Below are 17,231 nucleotides of genomic sequence, written 5' to 3' on the forward strand. Positions count from 1 at the left end.
GCGACGATCGACTCCGTTGCATCACCAACGGAGGCCCTCATGACCGACACGTACCTGCCCGACGATCGCCACACCGGTGCCGAACCGGTGCGCCCCGGACCGTTGGGACGGCTGGCACGCCTGTCCTTCCGCCGGCGAGGGATGGTGCTCCTGGCTTGGCTCCTCGGGCTCGGCCTCGCCATCGGTCTGTCGGCAGGGTTCGGCGACGAGAATGTCAACGGCGCGTCCCTGCCCGGATCGGACTCCGAGCAGGCACAGACACTGCTGAACGAGCGATTCCCGGCTCAGGCCGGCGACCGCGTCGATGTGGTGGTCCGCGCTGATGACGTGGCCGGCAGTCAGGTCCGAGACCGGATCGAGGCGCTCCTCAGACAGATGGACGGCATGCCACACGTCGCGGAGGTCGAGGATCCGTACGTCACCCGTACTGCGGTCTCACCGGATGGCAGGACGCTGGTCGCACGCGTCTATCTCGATGTCACCAACCCCAACGACATGCCGGTCGAGGACACCGGGAAGCTGCTGGCTGCCACTGACGAGGCCGAGGGCGAAGGCCTGGAGATCGCCCTCACCGGCCGGGCGGTTCAGCTGGCAGAAGCGCCGCAGGGCAGCAGCACCGAGATGCTGGGGCTGCTCGCGGCCGCCGTGGTCCTGCTGATCACGTTCGGGTCGCTGGTGGCAGCCGGGCTGCCCCTGGTCCTGGCGGTCGGTGGTTTGCTGGTGAGCTCCAGCCTGGTCGGCCTGGTGGCGGCGGTGGTGGATGTGCCCGACTTCGCGCCGCTCATCGGGGCGATGCTCGGCATTGCCGTGGGCATCGACTATGCGCTGCTGATGGTGACCCGGTTCCGGGAGTGGCGGGCCGTAGGGCTCGATCAGGAGATGGCCACAGTGGCGACACTCGACACTGCAGGTCGGGCCGTCCTGGTCGCCGGTGGGACGGTGCTCGTGAGCATGGGCGGACTCTTCGCGATGGGACTGTCCATCATGAACGGCACCGCTGTCGTGACGATGGTGGCGATACTCGTCGTAATGCTCGCCGCTCTGACGCTATTCCCCGCGTTGCTGGGGTACCTGGGCGGGTCGATCGACCGGTTGCGACTGCCGCTGGGGCGACGCCGTGTCGTACGGGTCTCCGCCGACGGCCACGTGGTCCCGGCGGTCGGCTGGGTGCGCTGGAGTCGGCTCGTGCAGCGGCACAGCGCGCTCGCCTCTGCGGGTGCCATCGCCCTGTTGGTCGTACTCGCCGTTCCCTTCCTCGGGGTCCAGTTCGCCATGCCCGACGCGGGCAACGCCCCCGAGGACACCTCCAACCGGCAGGGCTACGACATGCTGGCCGAGGGCTTCGGTCCGGGCACCAGCGGTCCGCTACTGGTGGTCGCGGACCTCGGGCGGGCTGAGGGCGAGATGGCCCTCAAGCGGCTGCACGCTGAGCTCCAGGCGGCAGCCGGCGTCGCCGCGGTGTCGCCGCCGGTGGTCAACGCGGCCGGCGACACCGCGCTGATCACGGTCGTGCCCACCACGGGACCACAAGACAGCGCCACCGTGGACCTGGTGCACTCGGTCCGGGACACCGTGATCCCGGCCGCCGTCGAAGACACAGGTACGCAGGCACACGTCGGCGGGAGGACCGCCACCACGATCGACGTCAACTCATCGATCGTCGACCGGCTGCCGTATCTCATCGGCGGAGTCGTCATCACGTCGGTGCTCCTCCTGCTCGTGGCGTTCCGCAGCGTCGTGATCGCCGTCACCGCGGCGGTGATGAACCTGCTCTCCGTGGCGGCCGCGTACGGCGTACTGGCGTTCTTCCTCGAAGGAGGTTGGGCTGGCCAACTGATCGGCATCGACTCGCCGGCGCCGATGGCGGGCTACGTTCCGGTGATCATGTTCGCCTTGCTGTTCGGGCTCTCGATGGACTACGAGGTCTTCCTGATCAGCCGGATGAGCGAGACATGGGTGCGCACCCGGGACAACGGCCAGGCCATCCTCACCGGGCTGGCCGGAACCGGCCGGGTGATCACTGCCGCCGCAACCATCATGTTCCTGGTCTTCGCGGCGATGATCGCGCTCGACGACGTGACCATCAAGTCTTTCGGGGTGGGCATGGCGGCCGCGATTCTGGTGGACGCGACGATCGTCCGAATGCTGCTGGTCCCGGCGGTGATGCGGCTGCTCGGCCGGAGCAACTGGTGGCTACCCCGTCCGCTGGAGCGCTGGGTGCCAAACCTGCACGTCGAAGGGCGGCCCGACGCGTACCTGTCCGCCCGCGACGCCGAGACATCGACCCCGGCCCCGGCCCCGGCCCCGGTCGGATCGTGACGCCGATCCGGGCGATCGCCAGTGCGTTCGACGAGATTGGAGGTGGTAGGACGGCCGGCCTGCACGCGGTCAACGCGCTGATCATCATGGCGCTGGTCGGCAGGATCCTCCGGCAGGCCCGAGAGCTCGCGGGCTCCCCACCCTCCCTCCACCCGAGTTCTTTCTGAACTTGGACGACGCGGACCGCCCGGGCAAACACCGCCCGGGCGGTCCCTATTTCGCCGCACAACTCTTCAGAAGGAACACGCGCGGAGCTCTAGGGCGGCCTGGCTTGCCGGCAGTTGCCGGCAGGCCCACAACGCCTGCCGTCACCCAATCGGTCACCACGCTGGGGAGCCGCAGATGCCCACACGAACCGAACTCACACAGATCGCGCTCGACGCGAAGTACGACGGCGAGACGCACGCCTTCGTCGCGCGCAGCCGGCGCGACCGCAACCACCACTACGCCGTACCGGTGTACCCGGGCCAGGACCCGCGCCAGATCATCCGCGCCAGCCGCGACCCGCTCCTGTACTGCATCGCGCTGCTGCACTCGAACCTGCCGTTGCGCGACCAGCGCACCGAGCACCGGCCCTGGCATCCCGAACCCGCACTGATGCTGGGGCAGCCCTGCTTCTTGGAGTGCGGGTCCGTGCGCAACTAGTGCCGGTCAGGGCCTGCTCGTTCCCGGCCAGCACCACCGCGAGCAGCAGCACCGGGCGGCGCTTGTCACTCGCCCGCAGTTGCGGTGGTGACTCCTCAAGCCCGCAGTCGCAGTGGTGACGCGGCTAGGGCCTTCGCGGCGATCACCAGTCCGGCGGCCGCCAGCACGATGTCCTTCAGCACGTACTGCGCCTCGAGCGTCGGCGTGCCCGGGAACAGGTCGCCGAAGAACAGCACCAGCGGCGACATGATCCCCAGCAGCGAGAACCCGAGCACCAGCAGCCCGGTCCGCAGCAGCTTGCCGGTGACGAGGGTGAGCCCGATGAAGCACTCCAGCAGCGCGGCCAGCAGGACGGCGTTCCGCCCGCTGACGATTCCGAGAGTGAGCGTGTCGATGGTGCGCATCACCAGCGCCTCCGCCGGGCTCACCCCCGGAAAGAACTTGAGTACGCCGAACCCGAGGAAGGTCAGTCCGAGGCTGACCCGCAAGATATCGACGCTGTGCCGGCTCAACCAGCCGGCGACCCGGTCTCCCCTGTAAATCAAGGCATTCATAGTCGGTTTCTCCTGTCGCGATCGATGTGCCAAAAGCGTCGCGAAAACCACCCCTCCACCGCGTCGGGCAACCGACGGCACTTGCCTACCTCAGGCGCGGTACGGCCCTACCTCAGGCGCGGTACGGCGACCTACACCGACCTCGCCTGGACGACGTACGACTCAGGGGGAACCCTGAAGCCTCAGGGAGCAGCCGCTCGAGCCTCCGGCCGCATCGGGCGGCTGCACCGCGACGTACTCCTCGACGGGTTGTGGCCGGACCGTGCTCCGATGTCCGATGACTCGAGTCGCGTGGGCCGCCACAAACACCTCGATCAGTTCACCATCCGTACGTGTGCACGGGCGTGGTTATCCCGGCGGTGTCGCGAGATCAGCGGTGACTGTATTGCGGAGTTCGCCGATGCCTTCGATCCGGGTGACGACTTCTTGTCCGGGAGCGAGGAAGATCTGAGGATCGCGTCCGGCGCCGACACCGCCAGGAGTCCCGGTGGCGATCACGTCGCCTGGGAGCAGAGTGATGATTGTGCTGACGTAGGCGATGATGTGGGCGGCGCTGAACAACAGGTCGGCTGTGGTGGAGTGCTGCATCACGACACCATCGACCTGACAGCTGATGTCCAGACCCGATGCGCCGGCGGGCAGTTCGTCCGGCGTGACCAATGCGGGGCCGACCGGCGTGGTGGACTCGAACGTCTTGCCGGCCAGGAATTCTCGTGTCCGGTGTTGCCAGTCGCGCACCGTGATGTCGTTGACGACGGTGTAGCCGGCGACATGAGCCAGCGCGTCGGCCGGTACGACGTGCCGGGCCGACTGTCCGACGACGACGCCCAGCTCCGCCTCCCAATCGAGCTGATCGCTGACCGCCGGGGCCAGGATGGCGTCATTCGCACCGATCAGGGAACCGTCGTACTTGGCGAACAGGGTCGGGTACTGCGGCGTGGGCCGGCCCATCTCGGCGATGTGCGACGCATAGTTCAATCCCAGGCAGATGATCTTGTTCGGGTGCGGCACTACCGGAGCGAGCGACGCGCCCGCCAGTGGCAGACGGTCCCCATCCGCCCTGGCCGCCCATTCCATCCAGTCTTTGCCGCTGGCAAGCAGTGCGCCGACATCGTCGTACTGGAGCAGAACCAGATCGTCCCCGTCGTAACGCGCTGCCGCGGTGCCGCCGGCCGGCAACCGTACAGTGGACAGGCGCATGGCTACTGCACCGCCTGGTAGTTGGGGCCGCCATCGGTGAGCAACCGCTGAGCTTCGGCAAGGACACCGGCCGCGTCCTGGTCGAGGTTCAGGGTCTTACGGAACGGTTGCCGCACATCCTTCTCGATCCGCAGGTACACCTCGTTGCGGTTGCCCTCCGGATCGAAGAAGTAGATCCCGATCGCGTTGCCGTGGGTCACTTCCTGCTGCACTTCGACGCCCTCCTCCCGGAACCGCTGGTGGAAGGCAAGGATCGTCTCCAGCGAATCGACTCGCCAGGACACCTGGTGCGTCAGCTTCGCACCCGGTGGTGCGGTGCGTCCGCGCTGGAGCACGAACTCGTGGTGCTCTTCGGCGGGGCGCGCGGAGAAGAAGACGATCCCTCGCTCCTCGTCCTCGTCGGTGATGGTCAGTCCGAGCACGCGATGGTAGAAGTCGCGCATCGTCGCCAGGTCGTCGACCCAGAATCCGGTGTGCCCCAGGCCAGTGATGCCCATACTGTCCTCCTTGATGACGGGATATCTCGTTCGCAGTAGTTCCAGCACCTCGTCCGCAGCATCGAACACGGCTGCGATGTAGCGGTCGGGCTTGACGAGCAGGAATCGGCCGCGAACAGCAGCCAACTCGCCGTCGATCGATCGGTCGGCGGCGACGGCGACGTCGACGAGGCCGCCGAGCGCCTGGGCAGGTAGCCGATGACCGATCGCGACATCGATCCGGCGCGGCGCCCAGGGTCGCAGCAGGTCCTCGATCCGCTGCCAACTCTCCCGCGGTACGTCGATCCCCAGCACCGACAAGCCCTGCCTGAGTACGCCGTCGACCGGGACGGATCGCAGTCCGGGAGGCACGAGAACCTGAAACGCTGGTAGCTGCGTGCCGGTCAGTCCCTCGCCGCCTGGTAACACCAGACCAGCGGTGTGTCGCGCTGGTGGCCGGAACCGCATCTCCGTGAGGTACCGGCGACCACGCGCCGTGCGCAGCAGCGCTCGAACGAGCAGATCGCGTATGCGTGCACGATTCTTGCTCGTGGTCATGACCACGGTGCCGAGCCGGGCGGAGAACCGGACCATGGCGGCAGCATGTGAGCGTCGCTCCGACTCGTAGGTGTCGAGCAGTTGCTCACCGGCTCGGCCGTGCCACACCTCCGCGATCTTCCAGGCGAGATTGGCCGCGTCCCGAACGCCGGAATTGAGGCCCTGGCCGGCGAACGGCGGCATCATGTGAGCGGCATCTCCCAGCAGCAGGCACCTGCCGCTGCGCCACTGGTCGGCCACGACGGAGTTGAAGGTGTAGATCGTCGCCCGCTCGACCTGTTCGAGTGTGATGGCACGGTACGGCGCCAGAAGCCTCGTGATGAGCGCGAAGTCGGGCGTACTGCGTGCCGCACCCTCGCCAGGCTGCAGCAGGAACTCGTACCGGCACCTTCCTCCGCGACCGGCGACGATCACGGTTGGCCGGGCTGGATTGCCGTGGTGCATGCCGTACCGCTGGTCGTGGGTGTCGCCGGTGGTATCGACGACCAGCCACGGTTCCTCATGGCTGACCCCGGTCATATTGATGCCAGTGAGTTCGCGGACGGTGCTGCGCCCGCCGTCGCAGCCGAGCACCCAGCTGACCGCGACCTGTGCATTGGTCTCGTCCGAACGCAGGCAGGCAATCACCTGGCCGGCTTCCTGAGCCAACGACACCAGCTCCGTGCCGAACCGGATGTCGGCGCGTGGATGGTCGCGAAGCGCGCCGAGCAGCATGCTCTCAAGTTCCGGCTGGGCGAACTGGTTCTTGATCGGGTAGCCGAGCCTGGCCGGCCATGGTCCGCCCGCATGGAACAGCGACCGACCCTTGCGATCGAAGTACCGGGTGCCAGTACCGGGGACCACGATGTCGAGCACTCGGTCAGCGAGGCCGATCGTGTCGAACGTCCGGAGCGACTCATCGTCGAGGCTGATCGCCTTGGCATCGTCGCTCGTCGTGGCATTGCGCTCGACGAGAAGCACCGGAACGTCTCGGGACACAAGCAGGTTCGCCGTGGTCAGCCCAACAGGCCCTGCGCCGACGATCAACACCGGAAGCGACATGATCGGAGCTCCCTTACCGAGCCAGGCATTACGGCGATGTCCAGTGAACGTGTGGGGACGTCCCGGACCCGGAGCAACTCAGGCGCAACGGCATCATGCCCTCCTCGGACGGAACGGTGCTCGTTTCATTTCTCGCTACATAGGGACTGTATTGCAGGACATGGCCGTTGGCAACGACAGCTCAGGTGGCCGGCGTGCTCAGGGGTGACCAGCGCGGCATCGATAGTGGTCAAGCTTTCGAGTCCGGACCCTGTAGCCACCCGGATCGATCACTACACGCCGAGCCGATGGCCCAGGTAACATGTCCTACATGACAGGACAACTTGACCGACCTGCGAGCGGGTACCGCGACCGCAACTCCACCGCGGATCGTGCTCTCGAGGTCCTGCAACTGTTCTCCGACGACAGGTTGGTCTGGTCAGGTAGCGAGATCGCTGCGCACTTCGGTGTCGCGCGCTCAACTGGCTACCGCTACCTCAAGGGGTTGGTCAGCTCCGGCTTCATCGAAGAGTGCGACGGTGGCTTCCGCCTCGGTCCCAGGGTGTTCGAGCTCGCTCGCCTGGCCCGGAAAGGCTTGGGGCTGTCCGAGATCGCCAGGCCGGTCATGCGCGAACTCGCGGACGACGTCGGTGAGACTGTCCTGCTCACTCGTCTCTCCGGCACTGCGGTGGTCTGTCTCGAGTTGGAGGAGAGCACGCACCACATCCGCCTGTCCTACGAGCGGGGCCACGTCATGCCGGTCAATGCCGGCGCAGCGGCCGAGGTGCTGCTGGCTTGGACACCAGCCGCCGACGTTGACGAGATCCTTGCCGCGGCGCCGCTGAAGCGATTCACCCGGCACACCATCACCAGCCCCACCGCACTGCACACCAGGCTCGCGCAGATCCGCCGGCAGGGATTCGCACTGTCCAGCGGAGAACTGGACCCCGACGTCCTCGGCGTTGCCGCACCCATCTGGTCGGCCGATGACAAGGTCGAGGCCGCGATCAGCATCGCCGCGCTCGCCACCCGGGTCCCGGAGAGTAGGACGACGAAGGTCACCAAGGCGGTCCGCAACGCCGCCGAGCGCATCACGACCCGCCTGCAACACATCGACGAGTGATCAGGCGACCGGCTTGGCGATTGCCTTGTTGATGCGCTCGACCGCGGCGGTCAGCCGCTCAGCCACGGTCTTGGCCTGGCTCATGGGCATGCGGCTGACCGGGGCCGCGATACTGATGGCCGCGATCGCGCCGCGGGCAGGATCACGGATCACCATGGCGACCGAACTGACCCCCTCCTCGCTCTCGGAGGCGTTGACCGCGTAGCCGCGCTTGCGCACGGTCTTGAGCTGCTCCTCGAGCTCTGACCGGCGCGCGATCGTGTGGGTGGTCACCGGGGTGAGCTGTTCACTGGGGTAGAGCACCCTGAGTGTCTCCTCCGGAAGCTCAGCGAGCAGAGCCTTTCCGATGCTCGTCGCATGCGCCGGAAGCAGCTTGCCCATCCGATTGGCGACCCGCAGCGCCAGCTCGCTCTCCACCCCGTCGATGAAACGGACCTCCGAGCCCTGCAGCACACCGAGGCCTGTGGTCTCACCGACCTCGGCGGCCAACTCTTCGAGCACCGGCCGGGCGATGCTGCGTATATCCATCCCGCGAACCACCGACAGCCCCAGGTCGACCAGGGTGGGACCGGGCCGGTACGTGCGGGTCAGCCGGTCCTGCTCGGCGAAGCCGTGGTACACGAGCATCGCCATCAGCCGATGCGCGCGCGACTGGGTGAGCCCGAGTGCGTCACGTACGTCCGCCAGGCGCACCTGTTTCTGATCGCGGAAGAGATTCAGCATCTGGAATGCCTTGTCCACCGCCTCGATCGGATACTGCGGGCGCGGGCCTGGCGGCTCAGTAGTCTGCATGACAGACACTTTAGCTGTGACACGCCGCATATCGCGCTCGATCGCGCAATTGCTGAGAACTAAGATCCGGCTAGCAGACCACCTCTTCACCTTGTGGCCCGGATCCCGCTTGCGGCACAGGCGATGGTGTGACCCCGACCGAACCTGGCTAGGGCCGTGGCGGCTCGCAGAAGCCGCGCTCGCCGCGTGCCCGGTGTGCGGGCCAGGCCGTGGCGAACTGCCGGATCAGGTCAGCCAGCTGGGTCGGCTGGTCCAGGGCGATGAGGGTGTAGGTGTCGTCGACCTCGATCAACTTCGACCGGAGGAGAAGGGTGGCGAGGCGCTGGCCGTGCTCCGGCGGCATCACGCGGTCGTTCGCCGCCCAGACGACCAGGGCCGGGCGATCGAAGGACGGCAGCTGTTCGGCGGCTTCATCGAGCAGCTCGGCCTGGGCTGCTGCTGCCCGGAGCAGCCGTACTGCGTCGCGGCGGATCTCGGGTTGCCTCAGCACCGGCTCGATCCACTTGGCGGTGGTGGCGTCCCCGTGCAGGGTCAGCCAGCCGAACGCGATCGGCGACCGCCGGACGATCCTCAGTCGCAGTTGCTGCATGAAAAGCCCGAACATCAGCGGCGAGAGCTTGCCCGCGAGCGCCAGGGTTTTGCCGGTCACCCGAGCCGGGAAGTTGTCGAACGCTTCACACGACACCAGCACAACCCGTCCCACGCGGGCGCTCGTGCCTCGGCCGAGGAGCAGCTGAATGAGTGCGCCGCCGGTGTCGTTGCCCACCAGGACGACATCGCTGAGGTCCAGGACTTCGAGGAATTCCACGACCAAGTGGGCGACCCCGATGAGCGACAGGTCGGCGTCCGGGTGCATGGCGTGCCGGTGTGCGCCGAGAGGCAACGTCGGTACTACGCAGCGGTGGTCGGCCGAGAGCTCGGAGACCACGCCGTGGTAGAGCGACGCGTCCATCAGCAATCCGTGCAAGAGCACGACCGTCGGGCCGGTGCCGCCGGTGTCCTCATACTCGATGGTCCCGGCCGACAGCTCGATCGTCTTCATGGCACAAGGTGGCGTTGGAGGAACGAGAGCTCGGCCGCGACGACCTCTTCGTGGGCGTTGGTGAAGGGGGCGTAATGGCCCCCGCCGACTCGGACGAGCTCCGCGTGGGGGGCTCGTTGGGCGGCTTCCACGGCGGGCGCGGCAAGTGCTGATCGATCTTGCTCGGCGACGACCACGAGCAGCGGAGACCGGATCTGGGATGCGTCGCGGCCGGGGCGGTAGAGACCGAGGCGGAAGGTCGAGCGGGCGGCAACGGTCTGCTGCCACTCGGGGTACTTGTTGTCCTGATCGAGGACGTTGTCGAGCACGTCCGGAGTCGTGAGGAGTGCGACGGTCCCGGGCGGTCCCACCAGCGGCAACAGCCGGGGCGAACGTCCGATCAGCCCGCCCATCGCGTCGAGAAGGCCGAGCGCGGTGGTGCGGAGGAGCGCGGTCGGCTTCTGGTGGCGAGTCGCGTTCCGGGTGGCCGCCGGGCCGTCGGCGTTCGGGGTCTGCGCGATCGCTGCGGCCAGGTCGGGATGACGGGCCGCGACGCGGAAGATGTGCCCGCCGGAGAGGGAGAAGGCCCAGATCGCGAGCTTGGTCGGATCGACCTCCGGCAGCGCCCGGGCGAAGGTGATCGCGGCGTCCCAGTCGGCGAGTTCGTCCTTGATCCGGACCACTTGACGGGGTTGGCCGCCGCTCTCGCCCAGCCGGCGGTAGTCGAACGCGAGCACGCTGAACCCGGCCTGGTGGAACCGCTCCGCGAACCTGTCGGTGCCCGGCTCCTTGGTCACCGCCAGGCCGCCGGTCATGATCACGCAGCCGCCGTTCGTCCCGGGGTAGTGCCAGGCCGCGCACTCGGTGTCGCCGCTGGGGAAGCGGACTTTCACTCGCTCTTCCGGCCGGGGAAGCCCGCCGGCGCCGTTCTCTGCAGTTCGAGATCTCGCCATGAGCTAAAGTGAACCACATGGTTCGCAAACTGTCCATGGACCGCCGCCTCGGCGAAGCTGAGACCGTGAACGCCTCACCCGACGACCCCGCAGCGGCCGGTCGCGCGACTCTTCAGGGCGACCAGACGGCGGATCGAGCGGACGCTGATCGGGCGGGCGGCGAGCGGCTCGGTGGTGACGAGCCGGCGGCGCCCGGGTATCGGCGGTCGGTGGGGTCGCCGCGGGGCGAGGCGCGGCGACGGAAGTTGCTGGGGCGGGTTGCCGACGATCTCGCGGTCAACGGGCTTGCGGACTTCTCGCTGCGTCGGGCAGCGCGCGCGGCCGGAGCGACTCACAAGGTGCTGCTGTATCACTTCGAAGGAGTCGAGGACCTCCTCACCCGTGCGGTCCTCGAGCTGCGGGATCGTCGCATCGGCCGTGCCGTTCTCGCGGCGACCGGCGGGCCGGATCGGCTGTCCTTGGCGGAGTTCGTACGAGCTGTCTGGCCGGTGTTGATCAGTGAGGAATCGTGGGTGCTGGATCAGGCGATCGGCCTGGCGATGTACGACCCCGCCCGCTATGCGCAGCTCGCGCGGGAGGCGTCGAGGCAGTACATGCCCACCCTGCTGGCCGGCTGCCCCGAGGACTGGCCGGATCGACGAAAGCTGGAGGTCGCGGAGTTCATCCTGGCGTCGCTGCGCGGCTTCCTGATCGAGTGGCGGACGAGCGGCGACGCGGCCGGTATCGACGCCGGCTTCGAGGCCTTGGTCCGCGCCCTGGAACGCGAAGAGGCCTGACTGGTGGCCAGTCCAACCGCCGGCCGGTGAATGCGGACTCACGAGTACGAGATCAGCTGCTGCGGCCGGCTACCGAGCCGTTCGGCTCCGCCTTCCCGCACCACCACCATGTCCCCCCAGGTGACATCGTGACTCCGGGCGATCTGGTCATCCTGGTCCGCGGGAAAGGCGTGTGGCTTGCAGATCAGCGTCGTACCGGCCTCGACCTTGTCGTCGAGCCAGTCCTCGTGCCGGTCCCCGGGGATGAACAACGGCCCGTCCACGCCGCCGTGCAGGAGGAAGGTGATCTTCCACTCGGTGCCCGCTGCCACGGCCAGCGTTCGCTCCTTGACCTCACGCCAGGTCGTCCCCGGTCGCATTGCGCGGCAGGCGGCCTCGAACGCCGCGATGTTGAGATCGAAGACCTCCTGCTGCTCGGCAGTCACCGCACCGGCCACGTACGGCTCGGCGACCTGGGCGAAGCAACCACGCACGACCGCGATGATCTCGGTCGCCACGCACAGGCCGTCCTCGACGAGACCAGTCGGAGTACCCACCAAGCGCGGCCGGACCTGCCCCCATTGCCCCGGGCACCAGGCGAGCATCGGCATGCCGCCGAATGGGCCGCCGACCCCGGGTTCGAGCAGTTGAGCGTACCCGGCGCGGTACAACTCGGCCTGGCTCGTCCCCGCTCGATACGCTGCACCGATCGCGGCCGCCGCCGCCTCTGCCACCTGTACGCCGGCCCGCACCGCGGAGATCTCCGCCGCACTCTTGATGTAGCGCACTCCTGCCATCAGAGGGGCAGCGTTGACCACCTCCGCACCTGGCAGGGCCTCCAGAATGCGCGTGACCGTGGAATAGAGCGCATATCCGTCAAGCGCGCGTACGTGCGAGTACAGACTGCCATCCAGGCCGGCGATGCCGACGCGGCTGGGGGTCAGCTTCAGCTTTCGAAGATTTTCGGCCACGGCGCTGCCGTAGGACCACCGGTTGACTCCTTGGTCCGTCGCGCTGATCCTCTGATCCATCCATGCTTTGCGGGTCAGGGCGAGATGGCTGTCCTCACCACCGATCACGATCCACGGATCGCCTTCCAGCGGGAACAGCACGGCACCGGCCTCCTGCGCCAGATACCGTGCGTCGGTGGCGTCAGATTCCGGCAGCACGATCAGGAGGTCGATGCCCTGCTCCCCCATGGCGGCGCGGACGCGTCCCCAACGGAGGTCTCGCTCATCCAGGTCATAGGAGATGACGTTTGCCAACGCGCTCATGAGCCAGTGATCCTTTCTGTAGGTGACCGCAGGTACGGTCGGTTCTTGAGATGCGCCACCTCAGCCGTGCAAGCGGGCACGGGAGCGGACCGGGGCGGGCAGCGGAAGGCCGACGTCGCTGGCCTCCGCCTGACGCAGGCAGTACGCACCCAGCGTGAGGTCGAACAGACCGACGCCCATCGCCTTGAACAAGGTCAGATCGCGACCGTCTGCGCGTGCCACGTCTCCCGGCGCCAGGTCGGCGAGTCTCCGCACCGCCGACCACGCGTCCGGACCCGGCCCGTAGAACGCACGCATCTCCGCGGAGAGGTGCCGGGCCTGCTCCACGCTGTCCGCCACCACCACCGAGCAACGCTTCAGCAGGTCAGGCTGGAACTCGGCGCGCTCTGGAGTGACCGCGCCCATCGCGTTGATGTGGGCCCCTATGGCGGGTAGGTCGGCAGACAGGAACGGCTCGGTTGCCCTGGTTGCCAGGGTGATGACAGGAGCGTCCCGCACCGCATCGGCAACGCTGACTGCCGGCCGCGCCGAGATCGCGAGTTGATCTGTGACCTGGTGGCAGAAGGCGGACGCCTTCGCCGGGTCCCGGGAGTAGGCATGCACCTGGCGCAGCGGACGGACCGCTGCCACCGCCGCCACCTGAGTCAATGCCTGCTTACCGGTGCCGATGATCGCGAGCTCGCCGGCGTCGGGGTCGGCCAACCGAGCGGTCGCTACGCCGGAGACGGCTGCGGTGCGAAGCTGCCCGAGCGCGAACGCTTCGATGAGCGCTCGAAGTGATCCGTCCCGGGCATCGAACAACAACAGGTACGGCGCGGCTCCGCCGGGCGTGTGCGCCCAGGTCTTCGTCCCGGCGAGCCCGTCATCGGTGAGCACGCCACCGATCGCGTGCAGCGTGGAACTCTCCCAGGCTGCGTGTGTCTTCTCCATCGCGTGCGCAATGCCACCGGCCTGCTGACGCAGACCGTCCTCGACGGCGCGGATGGCGGCTGGCAGGTCAAGCATCGACGTGACGTCAGCCTCGGTAAGAAGTCGCGCGGTCACGATGCCGTCACCACCGCTGCGCCGTCGAACACCGAGGGCACCGGCGCGGTCAGCCCCGTGCTGTTGCTGACGAACCCGTGGGCCACAGAGCGTCCGATCAGTAGAAGCACCGCGACGGTCTGCTCCTCCCCGAGCTGCTCGATCGCCACATCGACCTGGACTCCCGCTTCGTGGCCTCGGTCAGCGAGAATCGCCAGAACCAGGTCGCGCGTGCACCTAGCCTCGTCGCTCAGGAATGAGGGGTCACTTCCCTCGCGTCCCTCCGCCGCAGCGATCCAGGCCAGGCCAAACCCGAGGCTGACGGCGAGCCGCTCATGCTGGCAGCGCTCGTAATCGCTTCCCAGCTCGGCCGCGGCCGTCAGGGCGACGACCTCGGCGAGTTCCGGTGGCAACGCCCGTTTCAACGCCTCTGTGAACTCGTGGAACGCCAGCATGGCAGCGGGTTGATGTCCGGCCACGGCGAAGAATTCACCCAGGTATCCCAGTCGCCGGACCTTCGGCCCCAGTGCCTCCTGCAGGGACGCGTCCAGTTGCTCGTAGTCCAGCCGACGCAGCGCGCTGGTCATGCTCACCTCACAGTCATTGTCTGTATCGCGACTAAAGTTCTGTATGTCAGACACCGAGCATCTGCCGTTGCCCCGCCAAGGGCTTCGCTCGATGCAGCCGTCAGGTCGTGGGCGGGAGATTCTTGTCCAGAAAGGCGTAGGTGCGGTCCCAGGCAATCGCGGCGGACGCCTCATGGAACATGTGAGGTCGTGCATCGCAGGCGAACGCATGCCCCGCTCCGGCGTAGACGAGCTGCTCGAAGTCCACGTCGGCGGCGGTCAGCACGCTGTCGATCTCCTCGACCTGCGGCTGGGGAATGGTGGGATCCTCGGCTCCGACATGCAGCAGCATCGGCGCAGTGATGGACGCGGCGCGGTCGAGCACCGCGTGCGGCCCGGCGGCGATGCCCGGACCGTAGAAGACCACCGCGGCGGCCAATCCGGGTGTGGCCGTCGCAGCGGTAAAGGCCGCACGTCCGCCGAAGCAGAAACCGACGATCGCCGTACGGTCCGGCGCGATGCCCTTCGTAGCCAGGACGCCATGGACATCGGCTGTGATCAGCTCTGGGCCGATCGCTGCGATCAAAGGCATGGCAAGAGCGTGTTGGTCATAGGCGAGCTCGGTGATCCCGCTGCGGTGAAACAGGTCGGGGGCAAGCGCGAGGAAACCGCGGGCAGCGAAACGGCGGGCGATGCCCTGGATGTGTGCGTTGACACCGAAGGCCTCCTGCAGCACCACGACCGTTCGCCCGGTCGGTACGGCCGGGTGCGCCTCGTACACCCGCATGGGGCCGTCGGCGGTCTCGAGCGTGGTCCACCGGTTCATGCGGGAACTCCTGCGATCGGGAGGAGCTGGGGAAGAAGTGCGTCGAGCCGAGTCTCCAGCTCGGGGGGCGGCGGTGACATGGGCAGCCGGTGTTCGTTGCTGGGCAGCAGACCGAGGCGGTACATGAGGTACTTGACGGGGATGGGATTCGTGTCCCAGAACACCGCTTGGTTGAGAGTGAACAGCTCGAAATGAAGTCGTCTGGCCATGGCGAGGTCGCCGTCGGCGACGGCTTGGCAGAGCTGGCCGATCGGCGTGGGCGCGATGTTCGCAGCAGCATTCATCAGGCCGGCCGCGCCGAGCGCGAGCATGGGGAAGGACATCTCCTCCAGACCACAGAACAGCCGGAAGCTCGGGCCGAGCTCGGTCAGGAGTTCGGTGGCCCAGGCCAGGTCGGCGGAGGCGTGCTTGACCCCGACGATGTTCGGGGCCCGCCGTACCGCCTCCGCCAGCGCGGCCACCGAAAGGGTGACGGCGCTCCGCCCCGGGATGTGGTAAATCAACACCGGCAGGCTGGTGACGGCAGCAATCTGGACGAAGTACTCGACCAGTCCGCGCTGCGGCGGCTTGATGTAGTAGGGCGTCACGATCAGCACGGCGGCGGCCCCGGCCTTCTCGGCCGCCCTGGTGAGCTCTTCCGTCTCCGGGAGAGCCTGGCTCCCGGTGGCCGCCACCACCGGGAGCCGGGCACCGGCCGCCGCAACGGCGGTCTCGTAGAGCCGAACCCGCTCCTCGACGGTGAGGACGCTGGGCTCGCCCGAGGTCCCGGTGAGCACGATGCCGGCTGATCCCGCGCTCGCCTGCCTGCGCACCAGGGATGCGTACGTGGCGAGGTCGACCTCGCCATGCCGAAAAGGCGTGACCAGCGGAACATACGAACCGCGGAGGGCGCCGGGCGCCAGATCCACGAGAGTGGTCACACTGAGGCCCTGTTGGTCGCCCAACCCGAATGGGAACCGATCAGGATCGGCTGCTGCCGGAGGCTCTCCTGCCACAGCAGCGAGTCGTTGGTCAGATGGAACGGGCTGTCCTGGATGGTCAGTTCGTAGACGTCGGAATCGTGGCTGGCATGGTTGTGGATTGCCCAGCCTGGGGCCGACAGCATCAGGTCACCGGCCTTCCAGTCGTATCGGCGACCAGCCACCGTGCTGTGCCCGCTGCCCTTGAAGTAGTAGTTGATCGCCGCCGCCGTATGGCGGTGCGGACGGTCCACGACACCAGCCGGGCGGATCGTCATCGTGGCGAAGAAGCCATGGGTCGTGCCGTTGGTGCGGCCGGTGGCGGGGTTGTAGAGCAGATACAGCCTGCGACCCCGGTACTTGGCACCTAGCACGTGGAGCTTGTCGAGCTCGGCCTTGACCTGCTTCCAAGGCCACATCAGGGCCGGCGACTCCTGCACCGGCGGCCTGATCACACGTTCGTAGGCCATCAGCCAGGCCCCCTCGTCGCCGAGCTCGAACAGTTCCTCGAACGGGAACTCCGCAGCGTCCTCATCGACCGACCCCGATGAGGCCCCGAGGTTCTTCCCTGGATCGGTGTCCACGTAGTGCACGTTGAGCCGCTCCAGCAGTGCTGCGTTGCTGTAGTTCAGCCGGACCTGCCGTTCTGCGGTGTCGTTGACGTGCACGTACGTCGACATCGAGGGGGTGTTCCAAACGTCGTACCGCTCGAACGAACGGACGACGCGGGGGCCGCCGGCAAAGACGACCGCACCGCCGCCCTCGATGCAGAAAACTACCTGCGCCGAGTTGTGCCGGATCGGATCGGTGCGCTCACCAGGGAGAAGCACCTCGAGGGCCACCTCGATCCCCGGGGCCAAGCCGAGGCCGGCGCTCTCCCGCGGATGCACGATCAGCGAGCGCCGGCGACCGTCGCCGGGCCGCGGCAGGGCCGAAAGGCGATCCACCTCGGCTTCGATCTCTTCCCGGGTTACCACCACGGGCTCCCACAGATCATCCAGACCGGCGGGTTCCACTCCGGTCCGATCGACGAAGCGGGCCTTGCCGGACTCCGCGGCACCTGAGTGTTCGCGGGGCGAAATTCGCAGTTCCGAGCTCATTCGATCTTCCTCCTCAAGGGCCACCCACCCGGCTGAATGCGCGGGTGCGCGGGTGCGAATCAAATTG

The 17,231-nt window shown here is 67.6% G+C and carries 17 protein-coding genes; 5 read left to right on the forward strand and 12 right to left on the reverse strand.

All coding sequences use genetic code 11. From position 1 onward, the window contains the following. The first annotated feature begins 39 nt into the window (after window positions 1-39). The 3 genes from EV644_RS03250 (at window position 40) to EV644_RS03255 (ending at window position 2,964) form a co-directional block, all read left to right on the forward strand. On the forward strand, window positions 40-2,319 hold the full coding sequence (locus EV644_RS03250) for an MMPL family transporter (RefSeq protein ID WP_158292729.1): 2,280 nt from the start codon (window positions 40-42) through the stop codon (window positions 2,317-2,319). Continuing rightward, on the forward strand, window positions 2,316-2,486 hold the full coding sequence (locus tag EV644_RS44370) for a hypothetical protein (protein WP_158292730.1): 171 nt from the start codon (window positions 2,316-2,318) through the stop codon (window positions 2,484-2,486). The genes EV644_RS03250 and EV644_RS44370 overlap by 4 nt, the downstream gene beginning before the upstream one ends. Window positions 2,487-2,661: 175 nt before the next feature. Further along, a complete protein-coding gene (locus tag EV644_RS03255; RefSeq protein ID WP_132187025.1) occupies window positions 2,662-2,964 on the forward strand; it encodes a hypothetical protein in 303 nt (100 codons plus the stop codon). Window positions 2,965-3,059: 95 nt separating this feature from the next. Here EV644_RS03255 and EV644_RS03260 read toward each other — a convergent pair whose 3' ends face one another. From EV644_RS03260 to EV644_RS03275, 3 genes are all read right to left on the reverse strand, one after another. Next, window positions 3,060-3,518 carry a DoxX family protein gene (locus tag EV644_RS03260; RefSeq protein WP_132187024.1) on the reverse strand — a complete coding sequence of 153 codons (459 nt, stop codon included), beginning with the start codon at window positions 3,516-3,518 and terminating at the stop codon, window positions 3,060-3,062. A gap of 348 nt (window positions 3,519-3,866) precedes the next feature. Beyond that, window positions 3,867-4,718: a fumarylacetoacetate hydrolase family protein gene (locus EV644_RS03265; RefSeq protein ID WP_132187023.1), complete on the reverse strand. Its 852-nt coding sequence runs from the start codon at window positions 4,716-4,718 to the stop codon at window positions 3,867-3,869. A gap of 2 nt (window positions 4,719-4,720) precedes the next feature. Further along, window positions 4,721-6,793 carry an FAD-dependent monooxygenase gene (locus tag EV644_RS03275; protein ID WP_199239610.1) on the reverse strand — a complete coding sequence of 691 codons (2,073 nt, stop codon included), beginning with the start codon at window positions 6,791-6,793 and terminating at the stop codon, window positions 4,721-4,723. A gap of 310 nt (window positions 6,794-7,103) precedes the next feature. Here EV644_RS03275 and EV644_RS03280 point away from each other — a divergent pair, with 310 nt between their 5' ends. Beyond that, complete coding sequence (locus tag EV644_RS03280; RefSeq protein ID WP_132187022.1) at window positions 7,104-7,895, forward strand: IclR family transcriptional regulator; 792 nt, start codon at window positions 7,104-7,106, stop codon at window positions 7,893-7,895. On the opposite strand, the gene EV644_RS03285 is transcribed toward EV644_RS03280, so the two are convergent. The 3 genes from EV644_RS03285 to EV644_RS03295 form a co-directional block, all read right to left on the reverse strand. Next, complete coding sequence (locus tag EV644_RS03285; RefSeq protein WP_158292731.1) at window positions 7,896-8,687, reverse strand: IclR family transcriptional regulator; 792 nt, start codon at window positions 8,685-8,687, stop codon at window positions 7,896-7,898. It lies immediately after the preceding gene. A gap of 148 nt (window positions 8,688-8,835) precedes the next feature. Further along, a complete protein-coding gene (locus tag EV644_RS03290; protein WP_132187020.1) occupies window positions 8,836-9,729 on the reverse strand; it encodes an alpha/beta fold hydrolase in 894 nt (297 codons plus the stop codon). After that, a complete protein-coding gene (locus EV644_RS03295; protein ID WP_132187019.1) occupies window positions 9,726-10,661 on the reverse strand; it encodes an alpha/beta hydrolase in 936 nt (311 codons plus the stop codon). Before EV644_RS03295 ends, EV644_RS03290 begins: the two co-directional genes overlap by 4 nt. Window positions 10,662-10,678: 17 nt before the next feature. Between EV644_RS03295 and EV644_RS03300 the strand changes: the two genes are divergently transcribed. Beyond that, entirely contained in the window at window positions 10,679-11,437 is a 759-nt protein-coding gene (locus EV644_RS03300; protein WP_199239611.1) for a hypothetical protein, read from the forward strand. A gap of 38 nt (window positions 11,438-11,475) precedes the next feature. Here EV644_RS03300 and EV644_RS03305 read toward each other — a convergent pair whose 3' ends face one another. From EV644_RS03305 to EV644_RS03330, 6 genes are all read right to left on the reverse strand, one after another. After that, the gene (locus EV644_RS03305; RefSeq protein ID WP_132187018.1) at window positions 11,476-12,690 is read right to left on the reverse strand and encodes a M24 family metallopeptidase; all 1,215 of its coding nucleotides are present in this window, start codon (window positions 12,688-12,690) and stop codon (window positions 11,476-11,478) included. Between the two features lie 60 nt (window positions 12,691-12,750). Further along, window positions 12,751-13,734 carry an ornithine cyclodeaminase family protein gene (locus EV644_RS03310; protein ID WP_255511266.1) on the reverse strand — a complete coding sequence of 328 codons (984 nt, stop codon included), beginning with the start codon at window positions 13,732-13,734 and terminating at the stop codon, window positions 12,751-12,753. Continuing rightward, window positions 13,731-14,300, reverse strand: a complete 570-nt coding sequence (locus EV644_RS03315) for a carboxymuconolactone decarboxylase family protein (RefSeq protein WP_132187016.1) — start codon at window positions 14,298-14,300, stop codon at window positions 13,731-13,733. The genes EV644_RS03310 and EV644_RS03315 overlap by 4 nt, the downstream gene beginning before the upstream one ends. A gap of 100 nt (window positions 14,301-14,400) precedes the next feature. Continuing rightward, window positions 14,401-15,105, reverse strand: coding sequence for a dienelactone hydrolase family protein (locus EV644_RS03320; protein ID WP_132187015.1), 705 nt, complete (start codon window positions 15,103-15,105; stop codon window positions 14,401-14,403). Then, window positions 15,102-16,025, reverse strand: a complete 924-nt coding sequence (gene dapA, locus EV644_RS03325) for a 4-hydroxy-tetrahydrodipicolinate synthase (protein WP_132187014.1) — start codon at window positions 16,023-16,025, stop codon at window positions 15,102-15,104. The genes EV644_RS03320 and dapA overlap by 4 nt, the downstream gene beginning before the upstream one ends. After that, window positions 16,022-17,164, reverse strand: a complete 1,143-nt coding sequence (locus EV644_RS03330; RefSeq protein ID WP_132187013.1) for an AraC family ligand binding domain-containing protein — start codon at window positions 17,162-17,164, stop codon at window positions 16,022-16,024. The genes dapA and EV644_RS03330 overlap by 4 nt, the downstream gene beginning before the upstream one ends. Window positions 17,165-17,231: the final 67 nt, after the last annotated feature.

It is taken from the genome of Kribbella orskensis (assembly GCF_004342085.1).
Lineage (GTDB): Bacteria > Actinomycetota > Actinomycetes > Propionibacteriales > Kribbellaceae > Kribbella > Kribbella orskensis.

Coding starts and splice junctions, on each gene's coding strand:
- EV644_RS03330 (WP_132187013.1), bottom strand. CDS start 17,164: ATGAGCTCGGAACTGCGAATTTCGCCCCGCGAACACTCAGGTGCCGCG.
- EV644_RS03320 (WP_132187015.1), bottom strand. CDS start 15,105: ATGAACCGGTGGACCACGCTCGAGACCGCCGACGGCCCCATGCGGGTG.
- EV644_RS03260 (WP_132187024.1), bottom strand. CDS start 3,518: ATGAATGCCTTGATTTACAGGGGAGACCGGGTCGCCGGCTGGTTGAGC.
- EV644_RS03290 (WP_132187020.1), bottom strand. CDS start 9,729: ATGAAGACGATCGAGCTGTCGGCCGGGACCATCGAGTATGAGGACACC.
- EV644_RS03275 (WP_199239610.1), bottom strand. CDS start 6,793: ATGTCGCTTCCGGTGTTGATCGTCGGCGCAGGGCCTGTTGGGCTGACC.
- EV644_RS03280 (WP_132187022.1), top strand. CDS start 7,104: ATGACAGGACAACTTGACCGACCTGCGAGCGGGTACCGCGACCGCAAC.
- EV644_RS03255 (WP_132187025.1), top strand. CDS start 2,662: ATGCCCACACGAACCGAACTCACACAGATCGCGCTCGACGCGAAGTAC.
- EV644_RS03305 (WP_132187018.1), bottom strand. CDS start 12,690: ATGAGCGCGTTGGCAAACGTCATCTCCTATGACCTGGATGAGCGAGAC.
- EV644_RS03300 (WP_199239611.1), top strand. CDS start 10,679: ATGGTTCGCAAACTGTCCATGGACCGCCGCCTCGGCGAAGCTGAGACC.
- EV644_RS03285 (WP_158292731.1), bottom strand. CDS start 8,687: ATGCAGACTACTGAGCCGCCAGGCCCGCGCCCGCAGTATCCGATCGAG.
- EV644_RS03295 (WP_132187019.1), bottom strand. CDS start 10,661: ATGGCGAGATCTCGAACTGCAGAGAACGGCGCCGGCGGGCTTCCCCGG.
- EV644_RS03250 (WP_158292729.1), top strand. CDS start 40: ATGACCGACACGTACCTGCCCGACGATCGCCACACCGGTGCCGAACCG.
- EV644_RS03265 (WP_132187023.1), bottom strand. CDS start 4,718: ATGCGCCTGTCCACTGTACGGTTGCCGGCCGGCGGCACCGCGGCAGCG.
- EV644_RS03315 (WP_132187016.1), bottom strand. CDS start 14,300: ATGACCAGCGCGCTGCGTCGGCTGGACTACGAGCAACTGGACGCGTCC.